General features: G+C 75.7%; 18 protein-coding genes. 5 read left to right on the forward strand and 13 right to left on the reverse strand.

The features are described from left to right. Nucleotides 1–75: 75 nt before the first annotated feature. From ACWEO5_RS32645 to ACWEO5_RS32655, 3 genes are all read right to left on the reverse strand, one after another. Nucleotides 76–591, reverse strand: a complete 516-nt coding sequence (locus ACWEO5_RS32645) for a hypothetical protein (protein ID WP_452165765.1) — start codon at nt 589–591, stop codon at nt 76–78. Nucleotides 592–700: 109 nt separating this feature from the next. Beyond that, the gene (locus ACWEO5_RS32650; RefSeq protein WP_344557859.1) at nt 701–1,069 is read right to left on the reverse strand and encodes a helix-turn-helix domain-containing protein; all 369 of its coding nucleotides are present in this window, start codon (nt 1,067–1,069) and stop codon (nt 701–703) included. A gap of 65 nt (nt 1,070–1,134) precedes the next feature. Further along, complete coding sequence (locus tag ACWEO5_RS32655) at nt 1,135–1,299, reverse strand: hypothetical protein (RefSeq protein ID WP_452165766.1); 165 nt, start codon at nt 1,297–1,299, stop codon at nt 1,135–1,137. Between the two features lie 361 nt (nt 1,300–1,660). Between ACWEO5_RS32655 and ACWEO5_RS32660 the strand changes: the two genes are divergently transcribed. Next, nucleotides 1,661–2,284 carry an HAD family hydrolase gene (locus tag ACWEO5_RS32660; protein WP_452165767.1) on the forward strand — a complete coding sequence of 208 codons (624 nt, stop codon included), beginning with the start codon at nt 1,661–1,663 and terminating at the stop codon, nt 2,282–2,284. A 43-nt stretch (nt 2,285–2,327) separates the two neighbouring features. Next, nucleotides 2,328–3,158, forward strand: a complete 831-nt coding sequence (locus ACWEO5_RS32665) for an alpha/beta fold hydrolase (protein ID WP_452165768.1) — start codon at nt 2,328–2,330, stop codon at nt 3,156–3,158. 35 nt (nt 3,159–3,193) lie between these two features. Here the strand turns inward: ACWEO5_RS32665 and ACWEO5_RS32670 are convergent, their stop codons facing one another. The 4 genes from ACWEO5_RS32670 to ACWEO5_RS32685 form a co-directional block, all read right to left on the reverse strand. Further along, nucleotides 3,194–3,346: a hypothetical protein gene (locus ACWEO5_RS32670; protein WP_344557851.1), complete on the reverse strand. Its 153-nt coding sequence runs from the start codon at nt 3,344–3,346 to the stop codon at nt 3,194–3,196. 5 nt (nt 3,347–3,351) lie between these two features. Beyond that, nucleotides 3,352–6,414: a DEAD/DEAH box helicase gene (locus ACWEO5_RS32675; protein WP_452165769.1), complete on the reverse strand. Its 3,063-nt coding sequence runs from the start codon at nt 6,412–6,414 to the stop codon at nt 3,352–3,354. A gap of 235 nt (nt 6,415–6,649) precedes the next feature. Then, the gene (locus ACWEO5_RS32680; protein WP_452165770.1) at nt 6,650–8,470 is read right to left on the reverse strand and encodes a vWA domain-containing protein; all 1,821 of its coding nucleotides are present in this window, start codon (nt 8,468–8,470) and stop codon (nt 6,650–6,652) included. 28 nt (nt 8,471–8,498) lie between these two features. After that, nucleotides 8,499–9,563, reverse strand: a complete 1,065-nt coding sequence (locus ACWEO5_RS32685) for an ATP-binding protein (RefSeq protein ID WP_452165771.1) — start codon at nt 9,561–9,563, stop codon at nt 8,499–8,501. A 261-nt stretch (nt 9,564–9,824) separates the two neighbouring features. Between ACWEO5_RS32685 and ACWEO5_RS32690 the strand changes: the two genes are divergently transcribed. Beyond that, entirely contained in the window at nt 9,825–10,442 is a 618-nt protein-coding gene (locus tag ACWEO5_RS32690; RefSeq protein WP_452165772.1) for a YceI family protein, read from the forward strand. Nucleotides 10,443–10,600: 158 nt separating this feature from the next. On the opposite strand, the gene ACWEO5_RS32695 is transcribed toward ACWEO5_RS32690, so the two are convergent. Further along, nucleotides 10,601–11,566 carry a LysR family transcriptional regulator gene (locus tag ACWEO5_RS32695; RefSeq protein WP_452165773.1) on the reverse strand — a complete coding sequence of 322 codons (966 nt, stop codon included), beginning with the start codon at nt 11,564–11,566 and terminating at the stop codon, nt 10,601–10,603. A 110-nt stretch (nt 11,567–11,676) separates the two neighbouring features. Between ACWEO5_RS32695 and ACWEO5_RS32700 the strand changes: the two genes are divergently transcribed. After that, nucleotides 11,677–12,927 carry an MFS transporter gene (locus ACWEO5_RS32700; protein WP_452165774.1) on the forward strand — a complete coding sequence of 417 codons (1,251 nt, stop codon included), beginning with the start codon at nt 11,677–11,679 and terminating at the stop codon, nt 12,925–12,927. Between the two features lie 7 nt (nt 12,928–12,934). Here ACWEO5_RS32700 and ACWEO5_RS32705 read toward each other — a convergent pair whose 3' ends face one another. Further along, nucleotides 12,935–13,492 carry a GNAT family N-acetyltransferase gene (locus ACWEO5_RS32705; RefSeq protein WP_452165775.1) on the reverse strand — a complete coding sequence of 186 codons (558 nt, stop codon included), beginning with the start codon at nt 13,490–13,492 and terminating at the stop codon, nt 12,935–12,937. A gap of 349 nt (nt 13,493–13,841) precedes the next feature. Between ACWEO5_RS32705 and ACWEO5_RS32710 the strand changes: the two genes are divergently transcribed. Next, nucleotides 13,842–14,666, forward strand: coding sequence for a TetR/AcrR family transcriptional regulator (locus ACWEO5_RS32710; RefSeq protein WP_344557834.1), 825 nt, complete (start codon nt 13,842–13,844; stop codon nt 14,664–14,666). A 938-nt stretch (nt 14,667–15,604) separates the two neighbouring features. Here the strand turns inward: ACWEO5_RS32710 and ACWEO5_RS32715 are convergent. From ACWEO5_RS32715 to ACWEO5_RS32730, 4 genes are all read right to left on the reverse strand, one after another. After that, on the reverse strand, nt 15,605–16,012 hold the full coding sequence (locus ACWEO5_RS32715) for a hypothetical protein (RefSeq protein WP_452165776.1): 408 nt from the start codon (nt 16,010–16,012) through the stop codon (nt 15,605–15,607). A gap of 338 nt (nt 16,013–16,350) precedes the next feature. Beyond that, complete coding sequence (locus tag ACWEO5_RS32720; protein ID WP_452165777.1) at nt 16,351–17,241, reverse strand: hypothetical protein; 891 nt, start codon at nt 17,239–17,241, stop codon at nt 16,351–16,353. A 55-nt stretch (nt 17,242–17,296) separates the two neighbouring features. Beyond that, nucleotides 17,297–18,598: a GNAT family N-acetyltransferase gene (locus tag ACWEO5_RS32725; RefSeq protein ID WP_452165778.1), complete on the reverse strand. Its 1,302-nt coding sequence runs from the start codon at nt 18,596–18,598 to the stop codon at nt 17,297–17,299. Between the two features lie 140 nt (nt 18,599–18,738). Further along, nucleotides 18,739–20,130 carry a C40 family peptidase gene (locus ACWEO5_RS32730; RefSeq protein ID WP_452165779.1) on the reverse strand — a complete coding sequence of 464 codons (1,392 nt, stop codon included), beginning with the start codon at nt 20,128–20,130 and terminating at the stop codon, nt 18,739–18,741. Nucleotides 20,131–20,553 lie beyond the last annotated feature (423 nt).

Consider the following 20,553-nt stretch of genomic DNA (forward strand, 5'->3'; position numbering starts at 1 on the left):
AGATCGAGCCACGCGGCCCCATCGAGACCGAAGCAGCACGCCGCCTCGCCGACGACCTCAACGATCAGTAATCAGCTAATTACCCCACACTTTCTTAGGCGCGGCGGGCTCCTCGTCCACCACGACCTCGGCGATCACGACCTCCTCGACCACCACGTCCGCCTCCGCCTCGGGGCCGGCCTCGGCGTCCTCCGGCGCGGCGTCCTTCGGGGCGACGCCCGCGGCGTCGACCACGGTGCGGCCGCGGACGGCCAGTTCGTCGTAGACCTCCTTGGCCTTCACCGCGAACTCCAGCGCCCGGCCGACCTGCTGCATCGCGAACTCCTGGGCCTTGGCCTGGAGTTCCTTCACGTCGGTGGGCAGCGCGGTGACCGCCTCGGTGACCTTGGCCTGCGCGCCGACCAGCGCGGCGCCCGCGTCCTGCAGGGCGGCGGCGGCCTTCTCCTGGGTGCCCTTGCGGTCGGCGGCGAGCGCCTCCAGCTGGGCGGGCACCTCGCGGAGCTTCTCGTACGCGAGGTCACCGGCGCCGGCCAGCGCGTACAGCGGGGTCGGGTCGGTGAGGGTCTTCTTGAACTCGTCGCTGATCGGCATGTCGGGTCCTCCCGGTCGGGAGCCGCCGCGCGGTCGGGTCGCGCGGGGCTCGGTCACGCTGCTCTGGTCGTTCGGTGCTGGTTCGTTCTTCGGGCCGGGGGCCGGCCCCTCACGCGGGCTCCGCCGGGCGGGCGGCCTGGTTCTCCTTCAGGAACGCCTCGTACACCGACAGCAGGGCCTGCTTCTGCCGCTCGTTGATCAGCGGGTCGGCCAGGATCGCGGCCCGCAGGCCCGGCTCCGCGCCGTCCCGCTCCTCCAGGATCCCGGCCTGCACGTAGAGCGTCTCCGCCGAGATCCGCAGCGCCTTGGCGATCTGCTGGAGGATCTCCGCGCTGGGCTTGCGCAGCCCGCGCTCGATCTGGCTCAGGTACGGGTTGGACACCCCGGCGACCTCGGCCAGCTGCCGCAGCGAGTACTGCGCGCTCCGCCGCTGCTCCCGGATGTACTCGCCGAGCGAGCCCACGTTCAGTGACGCCATACGGGCAGTCTGCACCGCCCCGCTTGCAATTGCAAGCAGCCTGCTAGCAGCTGCGAACGCGCCGCTCAGTACGGGCCGGGCGTACCGGTGGCGGTCGGGTGCGGGTCGAAGACGAGGCGGCCGGCGGCGGGCTCGGGTGCGGACCGGCGCAGGAAGCGCTCGACCGGGACGCCCGCGGCGGCGCTCTGCTCGATCACCCGGGCCCGCCTTTCGGGGCCGAGGTCGGCCATCCAGCGCAGCGCCCAGCGGGCCCGGAGCGAGCGGGCCCAGCGGAAGCGGGCGGCGGCGGCCGCGAAGGGGGGCCGCGGTGTTGTTGTCCCACACGTCCGTCAGCCGGTAGATCTCCTCGCGGTCGAACTCCCGCGCGTCGGAGGAGACTTCGGCGATCCGCTCGACCGAGCGGTCGAGCGGCGCGGCGCAGGCGAGCAGGGTGCGCCGCTGCCGGGGGTGGAAGGACACGGAAGCGATTGTGCCCGGCGGCGCGGGGGGCCGTCCGGAGAAGTAGGGTGAGAGTGGATAACTTCCGGCGCCAGCAAGGGATTTGGCTGGCACGAGCGGACACATCGGGCGGAAGCGGGAGGGCCGGGCGGGATGGCGGAGCGGCGGATCGGCGCGGTGCTGTGCGACCTGGACGGGGTGCTGCGGCGCTGGGCGGACCTCGCGGACGTCGACCGGGCGCACGGTCTCGCGCCCGGCACCCTCGCGGGGGCCGCCTTCCGGCCGGAGCGGCTGCTGCCCGCCGTCACGGGGCAGGTCGGGGACGGGGAGTGGCGGGCCCTGGTCGCCGCGGACCTGGCGGGAGTCTGCGGCTCGGTGGAGCGGGCCCGGGCGGTGGTCGCGGACTGGGGGCGGCAGCCGTCCCGGGTGGACCCGGAGGTGCTGGCGCTGCTGGGGGCGGTGCGCCGGAACGTGCCCGTGGTGCTGGTCTCCAACGGCACCGACCGACTGGAGTCGGACCTGGCCGCGCTCGGGCTGGACGGTGCCGTGGACGCGGTGGTCAACTCGGCCCGGGTCGGTGCGGCCAAGCCCGATCCCCGGATCTACCTCGCCGCCGCCGAACGGGCCGGCGTCCCGCCCCGGCGGTGCCTGTTCGTGGACGACACCGCGGGCCACCTCACCGCCGCGGCGGCCCTCGGCATGTGCGGCCACCACCACCGGGACGCGGACGGGCTGCGCGCGGTGCTCGACGGTCACGGCCTGCTCCGGGCCCGGTGAAATCCCGCGCCCCGCGCGGCGGGGGCGTGCCACCATCCTGATCATGACGATCTTCCGGGGGCCCGACGGAACGGCCCTCCACTACGACCGGCTCGGCGACGGGGCGCCCCTGGTGGCGGTCCCCGGCGGGCCCGGCATGGACGCCCGCTACCTCGGCACCCTCGGCGGGCTGGACGCCCACCGCCGGCTGGTCCGGTTCGACCCCCGGGGTTGCGGCCGCTCGGCGGCCCCCGCCGACCGGGCGAGCTGCGCGTTCGGCGCCCAGGCCGCGGACGTGGAGGCCCTCCGGGAGCACCTCGGCGTGGCGCGCCTCGACCTGCTCGCCCACTCGGCGGGCAGTCTCACCGCGCAGCGCTACGCCGCCGAGTTCCCGCACCGGGTGCGCTCGTTGACCCTCGTCGCCCCCGTCGGGCGGGCGGCCCGGGAGCCCGACCCGGCGGAGATCGCCGCGGTCCGGGCCGCCCGCGCGGCGGAGCCCTGGTACCGGGACGCCGCCGAGGCGGACGCCCTGCTGGCCGGCGGCGCGGAGTCCACGCCGGAGCTGGTCCGGCGGATCACCCCGTTCTTCTGGGGCGGCTGGGACGAGCGGACCCGCGCGGAGGCGTTCAACCCGGGGCTGCTGCCGGCCGCACCCTGGATGCGGGAGGCGTTCTACGCGGGCTCGGGCGAGGCCCGGCCGGTGCCGGTGTCGGTGCCGGTCCTGGTGGTCGCCGGCGGGCTGGACGGGATGATCGGCACCGCCCCCGCGAGGCTGGTCGCCGCCCTCCACCCGAACGCCCGCCTCGCCGTCCTGCCCGGCGCGGGGCACCGGCCGTGGGTGGACGCTCCGGCCGAATTCGCTTCGCTGGTGAGGAACTTCCTCGACACCGCATGAGCGGGGGCGCACGATCAGGGGCTCGGGGCGAAGCCCTACTCGGCGGTCAGGTGCCGGTAGAGCGGGGCGAGGAGTTCCGCGAGGTCCGGGGGGAGGTCGGGCGGGGCGGGGGGTTCGGGCGGGGTGTCCCGGAGGGTGAACCCGCCCTGCCAGAAGGTGTCGAGGCACTGGTCGATCGGCTGGTCCACGGCGGTCAGGCTCCGGTCGGGTCGGCGGCGAGGGTGAGCAGTTCGCGGAGCTGCTCGGTGGGGAGGTCGGTCAGCCAGTTCTCGCCGGAACCGATCACCGTACCGGCCAACTCGCGCTTGGTGTCGATGAGTTCGGCGATGCGTTCCTCGATGGTGCCGGTGCACACCAGCTTGCGGACCTGGACCTCGCGGTGCTGGCCGATCCGGTGGGCCCGGTCGGTGGCCTGGTCCTCGGTGGCGGGGTTCCACCAGCGGTCGAGGTGGATGACCTGGTTGGCGGCGGTGAGGTTGAGTCCGGTGCCGCCGGCCTTCAGGGAGAGCAGGAACACCCGTGGCCCGTCCGGGGATTGGAAGCGGTCGACGAGTTCCTGGCGGCGCGGCGCGGTGAGGGCGCCGTGCAGGTAGAGGACGGGTTCGCCGAGGCGGCGGCGCAGGTGGGGCTGGAGCAGGGCGCCGAACTCGGCGTACTGGGTGAAGACGAGGACCCGGTCGCCCTCCGCCAGGGCCTCCCGGAGCAGCGCGACGAGTCGTTCGACCTTGCCCGAGCGGCCGCCCAACGGGCTCCGGTCGTGCAGGAGTTGGGCGGGGTGGTTGCAGACCTGCTTGAGTCGGCCGAGGGCGGCGAGCACCGCGCCCTTGCGTTCGACGCCGCGGATGCCGCCGAGCCGGTCGAGCAGGTCGGCGACGACGGCCTGGTAGAGGCCGGCCTGTTCGGGGGTGAGGTCGCAGCGGACGGTGAACTCCTGCTTGGCGGGGAGCTGTCGGCCGATCTCCGGGTCGCTCTTGAGGCGGCGCAGCAGGAAGGGCGCGGTGAGCCGTTGGAGCCGGGCGGCGACGTCCCGGTTGCCGGACTGCTCGATCGGGACGGCGTACTGCTCGCGGAAGGACTCGGGGCTGCCGAACAGGCCGGGGTTGGCGAAGTCGAGGACGGTGTGGAGTTCGGCGAGGCGGTTCTCGACGGGGGTGCCGGTGAGGGCGATCCGGGGACCGGAGCGCAGCGAGCGCAGGGCGCGGGACTGGCGGGCGGCGCGGTTCTTGGCGTGCTGGGCTTCGTCGGCGACGACCCGCCGCCAGTGGACGGCGCGCAGCGCGGCGGCGTCCCGCTGGAGGACGCCGTAGGTGGTGATCACCAGGTCGGCGGTGGGGTCGGGGCCGGTGCGGTCGGGGCCGTGGTGGAGCTGGACGCGCAGCCGGGGGGTGAAGCGGGCGGCTTCGCGCTGCCAGTTGCCGACCAGGGAGGTGGGGCAGACCAGCAGGACGGGGCCGCGGGCGCCGCGGGCGTGCTCCAGGGCGAGCAGGGCGAGGGTCTGGACGGTCTTGCCGAGGCCCATGTCGTCGGCGAGGACGGCGCCGAGGCCGAGCCGTCCCAGGGCGTCCAGCCAGGCCAACCCCCGTTCCTGGTACGGGCGGAGGGTGCCGGCGAAGCCGGGCGGCGGCGGGGTGCGGTGGGCGCCGGGGAGGCGGCCGAGACGGCCGGCCAGCAGGTCGCCGAGCGGGCCCTCGGCGTGCACGGCGGTGACCGGGAGGCCGTCGACGACGGCGCCGTCGGTGGCGGCGAGCCGGAGCAGGGCGGCGGCGTCCAGCCGGGGGTCGTCGCGGCGGTCGGCGAGGAAGCGCAGGGCGGCGGCGAGTTGTCCGGCGTCCACCTCGATCCACTGGCCGCGGAACCGGACCAGGCCCGATTGGGCGGCCGCGAGTTCCTCCAACTCCTGCCGGGTGAGCGGCTGTTCGCCGATGGCCAGCTGCCAGCGGAAGTCCAGGACGGCGTCCCGGTCGGCCTGGGCGGCGCGCTGGACGGAGCCGGGGGCGGGCGCGGCGTGCGCGGTGGCGGCGAGGCCGAGCCGGGGGCGGCGCTGCCACCAGGCGGGCAGCAGGACGCCGTGTCCGGCGGCGGCCAGTGCGGGGGCGCTGTCGCGCAGGAAGGCGAGCGCACCGGCCCGGTCGAGGTCGAGCCCGGTGGGGCGGGCGCGGTGCAGGGCGGCCCGTAGTCCGGGCAACAGGCGGGCGGCGCGGTCGAGTTCGGCGAGGTAGGCGGCGGCCGGGTCGTCGACCGTCCGGGCCAGGGCGGCCGCACCGGGCCCGCCGGACCAGAGTTCGGCGGCGGGCAGCAGCAGCGAGGGCCGGTCGACGGGGGCGAGCAGCACGTCCAGCCGCCAGTTCTCGTCCACCACGGTGGCGTCCGGGTCGTCGGCGGCGGTGCCGAGCGGTTCGGCGAGGCGGAAGGCGAGCCGGACCGGCCCGAGCGGGGCGGTGCCGGCCGCGGCGGCGGTGAGCCGGGAAACCTCGGCGGGGTCGGGCGGGGCGGGCAGCCGGGCGTCCGGGCCGCGCAGGGCGGCCGGCCAGGCCGGGCCGCCGGGGGACGGCGGCGGGGCGCCGTCCCCGAGCGCGACGCGGGTCTCGTGGTCGGTGAGGACGTCCAGCACGGTCTCGAACAGGGCACTGCCGGTGGGTTCGTGGCCGTCCTCGGCGCGGGCGACCGGCGGGCAGCCCGCCGCCAGCGCGCGGGCCTCCCGGCGGGTGTCCGGCTGGTGCGCGGGCCGCCAGCGGGCCGCCCAGCCGCCGTCCTCGGCGACCAGCGCGGGCAGCACCCGGCCCCGACCGGCCAGCCGCCAGGCCAGGTCGTGCACGCCGGTCAGCCAGCGCAGCGACGCCCCGTACGCGAGTTCCGCCGTCCGGCCGCCGGGCAGTTCGACGGTGGTGCCGGGCCAGTACGGGTCGAACAGCTCGCCGAGCAGCTGCGCGGCCCCGGCCGGGTCGAACAGCAGCGCCGGGACCCGCCACGGCCGCAGTTCCGGCCCCCGGGCGGTGGAGCCGACCGGCAGGTCCGGCGAGGGGGTCGGCCGCGAGCCGAGCGTCGGCAGCCGCAGCGTCAGCCACCGCTCGTCCCCCCGCTCGGCCAGCCAGGCCGGGCCGGGCCCGATCGCCCGCAGCAGCTCCGCGACCCCGGCCGCCGGGCAGGCGTACGGGTGCCGCGCCCCCTCCCCCACCCGCCCGGCGAACGCCCCGGCGTCCTCCGCCCACAGCCCGAGCCGCGCATCGGCCCGCCACTGGGCGTGCAGGACGTACATCGGACCTCCGGTGGGCGGGCGCAGGGACCTTCCAGCGTAGATCGGCCCGCCGACAGATCCGCCGGACGCGCGTCCAGGGGCTCGGGGAACGGCGAGCCCGGCTCTGCGGGCGGTGCGCTGCCGCCCGGCGCATCGGCTTCCGGTTCCGTTCAGGACACGCAGCAGCACGGACCTCCGACGGGCTCCGGCCGCCGGCAGCACGGACTCGCCGTTCCCCGGGCCCCTGGCGGTGCTCTCAGCTGAGGTGGAAGACCGGCCCGCGCGGCGTGAACGGCAGGGTCGCGCCGCGCGGGACGAGGTAGGCGTGTTCGCGGCGGGGGACGCGCAGGACGTCGCAGGCGGCGTCGGTGATGATCAGCAGGGGGGCGGTGGCGGGGAAGTCGGGGGCGCGGGCGAGCAGGTCGATGCCGGGTTGCAGGACGGTGCCGCCGCGGCCGTGGACGCGGACCCGGCCGGCGAGTTCGGCGACCGGCAGGTAGCCCGCGTCGTGGGGGGCGCTGTCGCAGAAGACGACCCGGGCGGCGGGGACGTCGCGGGCGGCGGCGTAGGAGGCGATCGCGCCGAGCGCCTTGCCGAGCAGGGTGCGGTCCATCGTGCCGGAGGTGTCGAGGAGGACGCCGAAGGTGCAGCGCGGGGTCTCCTCATACGGGTGGTGGCGTCCGGCGCGCGGGATGTCGGGGCTGGCGGACTGGCGGCGGGAGGGGCGGGCGTAGGAGCGCAGCGGTTCGGGGCGGGGGACGTGCTCGTCGAACCAGCGGGCGAGCCGGGCGTCCCAGGGCAGGGGCGGGTGGGCGAGGGCGCGGATCTCCTCGACGAGTCCGGCGGGCAGCAGTCCGCGGTCGCGGACGTGCAGGTCGAAGCCCTGTTGCAGGCCGCGCCGGTAGAAGTCGTCGAGGTCGACGTAGCCGCGGGAGCCGTCGCGGGGCAGCGGTTCGCCGAGGACGTCGCCGAGGCCCTTGCCGCGCAGGGTGGCGAGGCGGCGCAGCCGGCGCTGGTCGCGGACGATCCGGTCGTAGACCTCTTCGGCGGAGAGGCCCTTCAACTCCGGGTCGTGGAGCAGCCCTTCGGGCATCTCGCCGACTTCCATCTCCAGCAGCCAGCCGTTGACGACGTAGTCGGCGGCGACGTTGAAGAGGTAGGGGTCGCGGCCGCCGGTGCGGTCGCCGTGGCGGAGGGCGGCGTGCAGCATCTCGTGGGCGAGGATGAAGCGCCATTCCCCGTCGGTGTGGCGGCGCAGCGGGTTGAGGTAGATCTCGCCGGCTTCGGCGTTGACCGCGGCGATCGAGATGCCGTGGGCGCGGGCGAGTTCGGCGTCGGCGACCAGGGTGAGTCCGGCGGCGAGGCCGCCGAGCAGGGGGTAGCTGGAGACGAACCAGCCGAGGGCGCGTTCCCAGGGGCGCTGCGGGAGGCGGGCGCCGTCGAGGGTCTCGCGGCGGCCGGCGGCGACGTCCATGGCGGCGGAGACGGTGCGGGTGAGGGCGTGGGCGAAGGCGAGCGTCCAGTCCTCCGGGTCCTGCGGGTCGGTCCAGGCGGTGAGGTGCTGGTCGGGCCGGTCGCCGCCGGTGCCGCAGGTCCGGTACTCGGCGGGGACGCCGTCGCGGCGCCAGCGGGCGGCGAGTTCCTCCTCGTCGCCGCCGGGCCAGCTGCCGGGCAGGTCGTCGGGGGCGCGGCCGATCGGGAAGGTGTGCAGGAAGCGGTTGACGACGGCACAGCGGGCGGCGAGGTCGGCGGCATCGGGCTGGGAACGGCGTCCGCGGGCGGCGGGCAGGTGGCCGAAGCCGAGGTGGAGCAGGGCGTGGGCGAGGGCCCAGGCCCATTCCTCGGGTTCGGCGCGGCGGCGGCGGTTGTGGTGCAGGGTGCCGTGCGAGTCGGCGACGACCCAGCCGGTGGCGGGGTGCAGCGGGCAGTCCTCCTCGTCCCGGACGCACAGCCCGGCGGGGACGGCGTCGAGCGCGGGGTTGCCGTGGACCTTCGCCAGTCCGGCGGCGAACGCGGCCTTGACCGGGTCGGGCTTCGCGCCCTTCTCCGGCTCGGCGGCGGGGCGGGGGCCGCTCATCGGCGGACCCCGGCGGGGCGGTGGCCGTTCACCGGCGGGCCTCGACCAGGCGGGGCAGGTCGCGGGCGGCTTCGATCAGGAACCAGGACGGCAGCACGGGGTTGCCGTCGGAGCCGTCGGCGATCACGGTCTGGGCGACCTCGACGGAGATCTCGGCGAGCTGCACCAGCAGCGACTTGGCGCGGTAGGCGTGCTGGCGGACGGTCGGCGAGGCGTGTTCCTTGCGGGCGGGCAGTTCCTTGACCAGTCGGCCGCGGAAGGAGTCGGCGAGGTAGTAGAGCAGGTCGCGGTCCTCGACGCGGTGCGGCCAGGAGGCGTCGCCCTTCATGATCGCGTCCAGCCCGTACGCGTTGCGGACGATCTTGGCGTAGCCGCAGAAGGCGACGGCGTGGGCCGGGGTGAGCAGGCCGTGGGCGATCACCTTGAGGGTGCCCTCGTCGATGCCGGGGCCGAAGGAGTGCAGCGCGTCGGAGAGCATGTGCCAGGCGCGCGGGGTGGAGAAGGGTTCCTCGGTCTTCGGCGGGGCGGACCACAGGTGGTCGGGCCGGTCGGTGAGGTGGTCGGTGATCCACGGGTGGACGCCGTGTCCGGCGGCCCAGCGGAGCCAGTCGTCGGCGCTGGCCCGCAGGTGGACGTGGATCAGCCGGTTGAGCAGCGCGGACGGCATCGGGCGGGCGAGCGCGCCGTCGGTGGCGCGGTTGCCGGCGCCGATCACGATGGAGCCGGGCGGCAGTTCGTAGCTGCCGATCCGGCGGTCCAGGATCAGCGAGTAGAAGGCTTTCTGGACGTCGGGGGTGGCGGCGTTCAGCTCGTCCAGGAACAGGCAGTAGGGCTGGTCGCGGGCGATGGTCTCGGGCGGGCAGAACCGGGAGCGGCCCTCGGGGGTGAGCTGCGGGACGCCGATCAGGTCCTCGGGGGCGAGCTGGGTGCCGAGCAGCGAGACGCACTCCAGGCCGAGCGACTCGGCGAACTGGTTGACCAGCGAGGACTTGCCGATGCCGGGCGCGCCCCAGAGGAACACCGGCCGCACGGTGGCGAGGCCGAGCAGCAGCTCGGGGACCTGGGACGGCGACACGGTGACGGCAGACTGCACAGCTCTCCCAAGGCGGGTGGGGTTCGGGGGGTCCGGCGGCCAGTGTGGACGGCGGGGCGGGCGGGCGCACCCGGTTTTCCGGGCGGGCGGCGCGTCCTTGTCCACAGGCTGGGGACAACGCTGTGCGCGGCGGCCCCGGGAAACTTCGGACGACTTCCACCTCCATAGTTGAAAGTTGAACCAGATCGGCGTACGGTGAACCACGTGAACAAGTTGAAGCCTCAACAAACGGCTTCGACCCCCGTCCCGAGGAGAGAAGTCATGGGCATCTTCAACCGCAGCAAGAACACCGCCGCCACCGCCCCGGCCGCCGCCGCCGCCACCGCGCAGGGCCCGGACCTGGCCCACCTGACCGGCGACTACACCATCGACGCCGCGCACTCCAAGATCGGCTTCGCGGTCCGGCACGCGATGGTCACCAACGTCCGCGGCGAGTTCGCCGAGTACGAGGGCAAGCTGCACCTGGACGGGACGGACCCGGCCGCGTCCACCGCCGAACTGGTGATCAAGGTCGCCTCGATCAGCACCGGCCAGGCCCAGCGCGACGAACACCTGCGCACCGGCGACTTCTTCGACGCCGCCGCGCACCCGGAGATCACCTTCAAGTCGACCAGCGCCGAGCGGGTCGACGGCGACACCTACCGCCTGCACGGCGACCTGACCATCAAGGGCACCAGCCGCCCGGTCGCCCTCGACCTGGAGTTCACCGGCGCGGCCACCGACGTGTACGGCGCCAACCGGGTCGGCTTCGAGGGCGGCACCAGCGTCGACCGCACCGCCTGGGGCCTGACCTACAACGCCGCGCTGGAGACCGGTGGCGTGCTGATCGGCGAGAAGGTCAAGCTGACCCTCGACGTCTCCGCCGTGCGAGCCTCCTGAGCCCGCCTGTCCCGGCCGCCGCGCGGCCTCCCCGGTACCGCCCCCGCCGTCCCCCTCGGCGGGGGCGCCGCCGTCTCCGGACGCCCTTCGACGCCCTTCGACGACTCCGGAGGCCCTCGAACGCGCTCGACCGGACGCCCCCGGCCCCGCCCGGGAACTCAGCCGCCCAGCAGCGCCGCGTCCGCGTCCGGCAGCCAACTGCCCGGCGGGCGGCGCAACCAGCCCTCGGCGGCGGCGAGTTCGGCCGCGCAGGCGCGCAGCGCGGCCAGCCCCGGGTGCCGCACGCCCGGCCGGTGCACCAGGCCGACCAGGCTGAGCGGCACCGGGTCGACCAGCGGGCGGACCACCGCGCCCGGGAACTCCTGCGCCCCGGCACTGGTCAGCACCGGGTCGCCGTGCCGGGCCAGGTGGCGGGCGAACTCGGCGGCGCCGACCGGCGGGGTGCGCGCGGGCGCGGCCTGCGCCCCGCACCCGGCCAGCAGCCGCAGGCCCAGGTCGGTCCACTCGGCGGTGGCGGGCTGCCCGGCGAACACGTCCACCCGGTGCCCGGCCAGCGCGGCCAGCGGGACGGCGGGCCGCGCGGCCAGCGGGTGGTGCGGCGGCAGGAAGACCGCCATCGGCTCCAGCCGGACCGGCAGGTGCACCAGCCGGGCCCGGTCCGCGGCGGGCAGTCCGGCGTACCGACCGAACGAGGCGTCCAGCCGGTGGGCGGCCAACTCCCGTGCGGCGGCGGTGAGTCCGCCGCAGTAGCGGGCCAGCAGCTCGGCCTCCGGGCAGCGCCGGCGGGCGGCGGCGAGCACCCGTTCGGCGGCGTGCTCGGGCCCCCAGTCCTGGCTGTTGAGGTCGACCAGCAGGGCCCGGTTCTCGCCGAGCACGGTGATCTCGGCCTGGAGTTCCAGCAGTTGGCGCGCCTTGGGGAGCAGCGCGGCCCCCGCCTCGGTCAACTCGACGCTGCGGGTGGTGCGGTGCAGCAGCACGCAGCCCAACTCCCGTTCCAGCGCCTGGACGTCGCGGCTGACGGCCTGCTGCGCCAGATGCAGGCGTTCGGCGGCCCGGCCGAAGTGCAGGGTCTCGGCGACGGTGGCGAAGCTGCGCAGCAGGCGGGGGTGGACGTCTCGGGGCACGCCCGAAAGATTAACAACGCAGAGCGGTCAATGCGGCGGATCGGGTGTTGGACGCCCCGCACCCCCGCCCCCGAGGCTGGAGGCGTCCCCCACCACCCTGGAGCCCCTCCTTGTCACTGCCGCTCACCCGCTACCGCCCGGTGTTCGCCGCCCCCGGCACGCTGGCCTTCACCCTCGCCGGACTGCTCGGCCGGCTCGCCCTGGCGATGCACGGCGTCTGCGTCGTGGTGCTGATCGCCGACCGGCGCGGCTCGTACGCGCTGGCCGGGGCGGTCTCCGCGGCCGGGGTGCTGGCGGGCGCGGCGCTGCTGCCACTGCTGGGACGGCTGGTGGACCGGCTCGGGCAGGCCCGGGTGGCGGTGCCCGCCGTGCTGGCCACCGCGCTGCCGACGGCGGCGCTGCTGCTGTGCGTGCACTCCGGCGCGCCCGCCTGGACGCTGTTCCTGTGCTGGGCGCTGTCCGGCAGCAGCCCGGACCTGGGCGGCATGGCCCGGGCCCGCTGGGCGCACCTGCACGGCGCGGACCCGGCCGTGCTGCACCGGGCCAACTCGCTGGAGCAGGCGCTGGACGAACTGTGCTTCATGGCCGGCCCGGTGCTCGGCATGGTCCTGTGCACCTCCGTCGCCCCCGAGGCCGGACTGCTCGCCGCCTGGGCGCTGGGCACCGCCGGCACCCTGCTGTTCGCCGCCCAGCGCGCCACCGAACCGCCGCCGGCCGCGCGCCCGGCATCGGCCCCGCGCCCGGCATCGGCCTCGCGCCTGCCATCGGACGTCCAACCACCCTCCCGGTCAAGGGCGTTGCTCCGGACGCCGGGCCTGCCACCGCTGCTCGCGGTGTTCCTGTCCGCCGGGGTGCTGTTCGGCTCGCTGGAGGTGACCACGCTCGCGTACACCGACGCGCTGGGCCGGCAGTCGGCGGGCGGCGGACTGCTGGCCCTGGTGGCGGCCGGGTCCTGCGTGTCGGGGCTGGTGTTCGGCACGCTCCGGCCGCGCCGTCCGGTGGCGGTGCGGCTGGCGCTGGGCACCGGCGCGATGACCGCACTGATGCTGCTGCCGCTGGCGGCGGGCCTGTCCGGGGCGGGCGTGCCGCTGCTGGGGGCGGCCCTGCTGGCGGCCGGTTCGGGCACCGCGCCGACCATGATCAGCGGCATGACGTTGGCCCAACGCCTGCTGCCCGCCCACCGGTTGACCGAGGGGATGGCGCTGGCGGTCTCGGCGATCCTGGTCGGCATCTCCACCGGTGCGACCCTGGGCGGCGCGCTCGCCCAGCACACCGCGCCCGGCACCGGCTACCTGCTGCCCGGCTGCGCCGCCGCACTGGCCCTTCTCGCAGCCACCACCCTTGCCCGGAAGCTCAAGTGACGAAGCGTCAGTTCCACCCGTACGCGTACTGCGGCAGCTGCGTCCCGTCCGGGAAGTGCGCGGTGCCGCGGCCGAGCCGGCGGGCGCCGTGCCGCTCGTAGAAGGCGATCGCCCGCCGGTTGGCGGCCAGCACCTCCAGCCGGACGGGCGCGCCCGGGAAGCGCTCCAGGGCGGCGCGCAGCAGGTGGGTGCCGATCCCGGCGCCGGTGCGGCCGGGGCGGACGTGCAACTGCTCCAGCCGGACTTCGCCGCCGTCCGGCACCAGGTAGGCGAAGCCGTCGACGCCGGCGCCGTCCCGCTCGGCCAGCAGCAGGACGGGGGTGTCGGCGGGCGTCCCGTAGTCGGCGTCCAGTCGCAGCGCCCAGAGGAGTTCCTGCTCGGGCCCCTCCGCCTCCAGCACCCCGGCCGGGACCAGCCCGGCGTACGCGGAGCGGCGGCTCGCGAGGTACAGCCGGGCGACGGCGGCGGCGTCCGCGGCGGTGCCCTCGCGCAGGGCGGGCGGGAGCGGGGGCGGCGACGGGGACGGGAGCGGGGGCGGCGACGGGGTGCGGTCGGGGGCGGCCATCCGGCCAGCCTCGCACACCGGGTCCCGCCCGCCCCGCCCCGCGGGCCCGCCGGAGCTTCGACGGGCCTTTCCACCGGCCGGGGTTGAGCGTGTCCGAACCGGTGCCCTACAGTCGTTCCCACAGGATTCTGAACGCGTTCGAAATCCTGTCGCCGGCCACCGGAAGGGCGCCGTCCGCCGTGCCCGACACGCCGGACGGACGGCCGGCGTACCCGCACGACCGACCCGGCGCCGGGGCGCCGGGCACGTCGGCGGGCTTCCGATTCGCCCACCCGATCCGGAGTTGTCCCGGTCCGGCTAGGCTCGGACGGGTAGACGACCGCGACGGAAGCGAATCAGGCGGGGCGAGGTGTCAGGTAACGGCCAGCAGCGGACTCGGCAGCACCCGGTGGGCACGGGCGGCGCGAAGGACGCGGGCGACAGCGCGGAGCAGGCCCCCGGCCTGCCCACCTCCGGCGAACTGGCGGGCGGCCGGGCCCAGCCGAAGACCGACAAGAGCGAGGCCACCCGCGCACTGATCCTGGAGACCGCGATGCGGCTGTTCCAGGAGCGCGGCTACGAGAAGACCACCATGCGGGCGATCGCCTCCGAGGCGGGCGTCTCGGTCGGCAGCGCCTACTACTACTTCTCGGCGAAGGAGTTCCTGATCCAGGGCTTCTACGACCAGATGACCTACGAGCACGCCGCCGACGCCAAGGCCCGGATGGCACACACCCGCGACTTCGCCGAGCGCCTCCAGATCGCGATCGGCTCCTGGATCGACACCGCCGCCCCGTACCACGAGTTCTCCGCCCAGTTCTTCCGCACCGCCGCCGACCCGACCAGCTCGCTCAGCCCGTTCTCCAACGAGTCCCACCCCGCCCGGGCCACCGCCGTCGAACTCTTCCGCGACGTGCTCCAGGGCTCCGAGCTGGCCCCCAAACTGGACGCCGAACTGGTCGAGTTGCTGCCCGACGTGCTCTGGCTGCACCTGATGGTCGTCGTCCTGTACTGGGTCTTCGACCGCACGCCCGACACCGAACGCACCCGCGAGTTCGTCAGGCGCTCCACCCCCCTGGTGGCCCGCCTGATCAACCTCTCCCGCTACCGGGTCTTCCGCCCGCTGGTCCGCGACGCCAAGGGCCTGATCCAGGACTTCGTGCTGCCCAGCATCGGCAAGACCATCGTCAAGTGACGCCGCCCCGGGCCCGGGGCCCGGGATCCCCGCCTGCCCCCGCCGGAGGGCGGCGGGCCGTCAGGGCAGCTCCGGCGCCGAACAGCCGTGGCGCTCGGCGGAGTGCCGGGCGAACGCGGCGAGGGCGTCCCACGCCGGGGCGTCCACCGGTTCGAGGCGGTTCCCCAGGTACACGGCCGTGCCGCCCCGCCCCCGACGTACCACCCGGCCGGCGCCCCCACCACGAGCAGGACCACCCCGAGCCACACCCACCGCCGCCGGTTCCGCCGGGCCCCGACCGCGCGGATGGATTCGACCATGCTCCCCCCGTGTTCGTTACCACGAGTTGCCATTCGGGTCTGCGCTGTGACAACTCGGTCAGCACCTCACCAACTTCCACCCAGGGGCCGGCAGTGAGCGAACGAGCGCGAACTCGGCCTCCCACAAGGCGAATCGGCCCGCCGGGAGATCGCCCACACCCGCACCGCCGGCAAGCCGGACCCGTCCGACCGCCCCGGCAGCGGTCGGCTCCTAGCCCTTCGGCGGGTCGGCCGGCGGCTTCGGGTTCCCGCTCGGTGGTGGGGGGTTGCGCGGACCGGGCGGCGGCGGGGGTGCTCCGCCCATCCCCTTGTTGCCCGATCCCGACGGCTCTTTCTGCGGCATCTGCTGCTCCTTCCCCTCGGTCGGCTCGCCTGGATCCCCCGGATCCGGCAGGGTCCGCAACTCCTCCCGGCGGGCGGCAGCCGTACGAGTCGGCCCCCGCGAACCTCCGCCGCGCGCACCGTGCCAGCCCCCGGAACGCTCCGGCGGAATGCGGTCACTCACAGTCGTACCCCCCACGTGCGTGCCCCGCCCCGGTCGGACGCGGCAATTCGACCGAGACCAGCCCAGCAGCAACCCGGCCCGAAATCCCGGGTTCCCCGCTTTCGGCGACGCCCCGGACCCGGCCGACGTCCGCATCAGGCCACGTTCTCGTTCCGGTCCGACGGAGCAGCGGCCCCGTACGCGGTCCAGAGCGGCATGACGCGCGGGGTGACGGCCGGGCGGGAGGCGGGGTGGACGGCGATCCGGGTGGCGGGGCCGTGGACGATCGGGAGTCTGGGCATGATCGTGCGGCGCAGCGCGTGCGGGGAGAGCGGGTGCCGGAACCGGGAGCAGATCGGAAGGGTGTTCGGCGGTCGGACGGGTGTCGGTGCGGCGGCGGGGGTGGCACTCGCCCGGTGGCGACCCTTGGGAATTTCAACTCCCGTGCGGTGACGGCCGGTTGGTGCGTCTCCTGCACCGGAGAGGTACCAGGCGAGGGCGAAGACCAGGAAGAGCGCGGCGATGGCGATGCAGGGTCCGGCCCAGGCGCTAAGGTGGAACATGTCGAAGCCCCTTGATTTGGGAGAGGGTGCTTCGACCTCGCCCCGGGGGTGTTCGCTGCACCCACCGGGGCATTTCTCTGCTCTGCCGAGAGCGACCCGAATTTACCCGAACGCTAGGCACTGGCAAGGCAGCTGTCGATCCGTCAGATTCAAACGGCGACGCCCGCCCCGGATTCGCGTTCACCCCTCCGGGCGGTCGCACCTCGGCCCGTTCCCCCAGCTCACGTCCGGTACGCAAGAGTTGCGCCGGGGGCGCGCCAACTCCACGCCACGGCAAGAGTGTTCGGCACGCCCAGGGGTGAATCACGCCACCGCGTGGTTGACGCCCGGCGGTCCGCTCAACTCCACTCGCCCCGCCGGTGGTTGCCGTACTCGGCGGCCCGCAGCACGGCGGCCCTGGCCGCGTCCGGGTCGACCACCGGGAGGGTGAACAGGCCGGGTGCGGCGGCCAGATGGCGTGCCGGGTCGTCGTCCCAGCGCTGCACCGTCCAGCCCGGCCAGCGGGTCGGGACGGCTTCCGGCTCGGGGAGGTTGGTGAGCGTCCACCAGCCGAGGGTGCGGCGTTCCGGGTCGAGGTGCAGGCCCGCGTCGGCGGCGGCCTCGCAGTGGCTGAAGTCGGTTGCCTTGTCCAGGCGTTGCAGTAGTGCGGGGCCCTCCGCGACGGGGTGGGTACCGATGTCGGCGAGCAGGTGGCAGCGGTGGCACCCGACCGTCACCACGACGACGGCGGGCTCCTCCGCCGCGACCTCCTGCCACTCGGTGAGCAGGGCCAGCGGCACCGGACCCGCGTCCCGGTCGCGGACGGCCTCCGGGTCGAGGCCGAGGTACCGGCGCAGGTCGGCGTTGCCGTCGTGGCACCAGCGCAACTCCCAACCGGGCCAGGCTTCCTGGAGCAGTCCGAAGGTGGCCGCGCGCAGCCGGGGATCGGTGCTCGGGCCCTCCCAGGCGAAGAACAGCAGGACCCGGCGCGGCTGGTCGACCAGCACCGCGCCCTGGCAGAACACGTCGTCCAGCCAGTACGGCCCGGACCCGTCGGACCCCTCGGACCCGTCGGAGCCGGAGCCGCCGGACCCGCACCCGCCGGGCCCGAGCTCCCGGATCCGCTCGGCGGTGCGGGCCGGGCCGGCCAGCAGCGCGAGGTCGAGCCCGACGGCGCCGTACTTGTCCACGTACGGCCCGTGCACGGCGCCGGCCCCGTCCAGCAGGACGTAGTTCGCGCGGTCTCCCATGCCCGCCAGTCTGTCCCGAACCGCGTCCCGGGGACCGACCCGATGTCGGCGCCGGTCAGAAGCCGTCCGGGTTCCAGGGGGCGCGGGCGGTGTGCAGCAGGGTGTCGGCCCGGACGGCCGCGCCCGGGGTCAGTTCGGTGAGCAGGGCGGCGTCGGCGAGGGCCGCCGCGCTGCCGCCGCCCAGGTAGAGGGCGCTGAGCCGGGAGACGTCGAGCGCGAGGTCGGCCGGCTCGTCGGTGGGGGTGATCCGGCCGGTGCCGTCGGAGGCGGCCTCCAGGGCCCAGCGCCCGGCCGTCCAGCCGGCCCGGTCGGTGACGTCCAGCACCAGGCGGCCGGGGGCCTGGTAGCGGCGGGCGGCGAACGCGGCGGGCAGGTCGAGCAGCCGCAGCCAGGTGAAGTCGGCGTTCTCCTCGTGCGGCTTGGCCCCGCGCGGGTCGTTGAGCAGCTGCGGGAGCACGTCGCCGGTGCCGAGGTGCGGGGCGACGACCTGGCGCACCCAGTCGACGGAGAAGGCGAACGTCCAGAGCGCGTTGGCGGTCTCCCGGTCGAGCGCGATGAAGTCCCGGACGGTGAGCGGGCAGTCGGGGTAGGCGCCGTCCCACTTGTCGTCGACGGTGTAGTTGATCATGCCGGTGAGGGTGCCGTCGGCGGTGCGGTGGAAGGCGGTGTAGCCCTGCTTCCAGTCGAAGCCGGGCAGGTCGACCTCGCCGGCCCGCAGCCGCCACCAGCCCTCGAACCGGCCGATCGCGCCGGGCTGGGTGGGCCGCCAGCGCTCGTGCAGCTCGGGGCCGTGCTTGCGGAACTCCTCCAGGGTGGCGAAGTCGATCCGGTGCCCCTCGTGCACGGGCAGCCCGGCCCGGAGGCCGCCCGACCGCAGCACGTCGACCCGCCAGCCGGCCAGCGGGACGGCCGAACCGAAGCCGAACCGACCGTAGATGTTGTGCTCGGCGGCGATCAGGATCGCGGCGGCGGCGCCGCGCTCGCGGGCGGCGGTCAGGTCGTGCCGCATCATGCCGGTGAGCAGGCCGCGCCGCCGGTGGGTGGCGCTGACCGTGACGGCGGTGATCGCGTCGACCGGCAGCAGTGCCCCGCCGGGCACCGTCAGCCCGGTGTCGAAGCTGCGGAAGGTCGCCACGCAGCGCGGCCGCCCGTCCGCCGCCCCCGCCGGGCCGTCGTGGTCGAAGGCGCCCAGCATCCGCCCCGGCTCGAAGAGCAGCTCCCGCCACTCCGTCGCCGGGGCGACGTGCGGGCGCATGAACCCGAGCGCGAGCGCCCGGTCCCAGTCGGCCAGTTCCTCGTGGGTGATCGGCCGGATCTCGATGCCCCGGTGGGGGCCCTGCTGCGCGTCGTTGCCCATCGGGCCACCGTACGACGGCCCCTGAACCCCGGCATCCGGTTTTCCGCCGGTCCGGAGCCGGTGGCCCCGCTCGGCGCGCCGACTCCACCGCCCCCTCCGTATCCCGGTGGGACGTCGAGGGAATCGCCGGGGCCGGTCCGTCACGGCCGGGCGTAGAAGTCCGGGCGGCCCATGATCCAGAGGCTGGCCTGCTTGATGGCCGTGCCGGGGCGGGGTGCCTCGATCATCTGGTCGTCACCGAGGTAGATGGCGACGTGGTAGATGTCCGTGGCGCGGCCGGTCTTGGTCCAGAAGACCAGGTCGCCGGGGCGGAGTTGGGCGTAGCCGACCGGGGTGGACTCGGCGTACTGGTCGGCGGCGAAGTGGGTGAGCTGCTTGCCGCCGCGGCGCCAGGCCATCATGGTCAGGCCGGAGCAGTCGTAGCCCTGCGGGCCCTCGCCGCCCCAGATGTAGGGCAGTCCGATGACGGAGCGGGCGAAGGCGAGCGCCGCTTCGGAGCCGCCGGCCGACCAGGCGCTCTCGCGCTGCGGGGCGGCGTGGTGCCGGGCGCTCTCGGCGGCGGACGCGGCGGACGCCGCCGCTTCGGCCTCGGCCTGGGCGCGGCGGGCGGCCTCCTCGGCCTCGCGGGCGGCGATGGCGTCGAGGGCCTCCTGCCGCTGCCGTTCGAGTTCGACGGTGGTGTTGCGGGCGGTGGCGAGTTCGGCGAGCAGCTTCTCCCGGCGGGTGGCGGTCGCGGCGACCCGGGCCTGCTGCTCGGTGACCCGCTGCTGGGCCTGCTCCTTGGCGGTGCGGACCGTCCCGGCGGCGGTGCGGGCGGCGGCCTCGGCGGTGCGGGCCTCGGCGGCGGCCCGGGCGGCGGCCTTCGCGGTGGCGGTGGCGTCGTCGAGGATCTGCCGGGTCTGGGCGCCGGCGATGCCGATGGCGGCGGCCCGGCCGGACAGCGAGGCGGTGCCGTGCGAGTCCAACAGGGCGTTGATGGCCGAGAGTTGGGGTGAGGCGCCCTGCCGGTAGATCTCGGCGAGCAGCCCGGCGGCCCGGTCGGCGGCCTCGGCCCGGGCGGTCTCGGCGGTGGCCGAGCGGGTGGCGGCGGCCTTGGCGGCGGCCTCGGCACGGGAGAGCCGGACGAGTGCGCCGTTGTACGCCTCGACGGCCTGTTCGGCGGCCTGCCCGGCGCGTTCCAGTTCGTCCCGGGCGGCGGCCAGTGCGGTTTCGACGGCCCCGGCGTCGGCGGCCTTGGCGTCGGCGTCGGCGTGCGCCCGGGCGACGTCGTCCGCGGAGGGGTAGTCGGGCTGCGGCGGGTCGTCGGCGGGCCGGGCGACAGCGGGCCGGGCGGCGGCGTACCCGGGGACGTTCGCGCCCACGGCCGGGACGTTCGCGACCGCGCCCACGGCCGGGGCGTCCACGGCCGGCGCCCCCGCGACCGAGGCACCCACCGCCGGGGCGCTCGCGGCGGGCAGCAGGGAGAGCAGGGCAGCGGCGGCGAGCAGGAGGCCGGGGAGGGCGGGGAAGGTGGGGAGGAGCCTGCGCGGCATGACGGGTCCCCTCTCGGCGGGTAGCGACGGTTCCTGACGGATGGTCAAATGTCCCGTGGCGTGACGAATCGGTCACGCACCGCAAGATTCTCAGACCGGACGGTGACCCGGCGCGATCGCCATGCGGCCGCGCGGGTGAGATGTCGGATTGTCTGAACGGGCATATGCGCCGGGCGGGCGGGACGTCCACGAACCCTACCGGCCGACCGACGGGCCGCCGCCGGTTTCAACACCCCTTCAACAGCCGCACCACCCGCCCCCCGAGGGCCGTCCGCCTCCGAGGACCCGCTCTCCCCCACCGACCGGCCGGACCCGCTCTCCCCCACCGACCGGCCGGTCCCGCTCAGCGCACCCGTCCCGAGGGCCGCCCCGGCCCGGTCGCGGTGGTCCGCGGCCGCCCGGCCCGGACGGTGCGGCGGCGGC

It is taken from the genome of Kitasatospora sp. NPDC004272 (genome assembly GCF_053603035.1).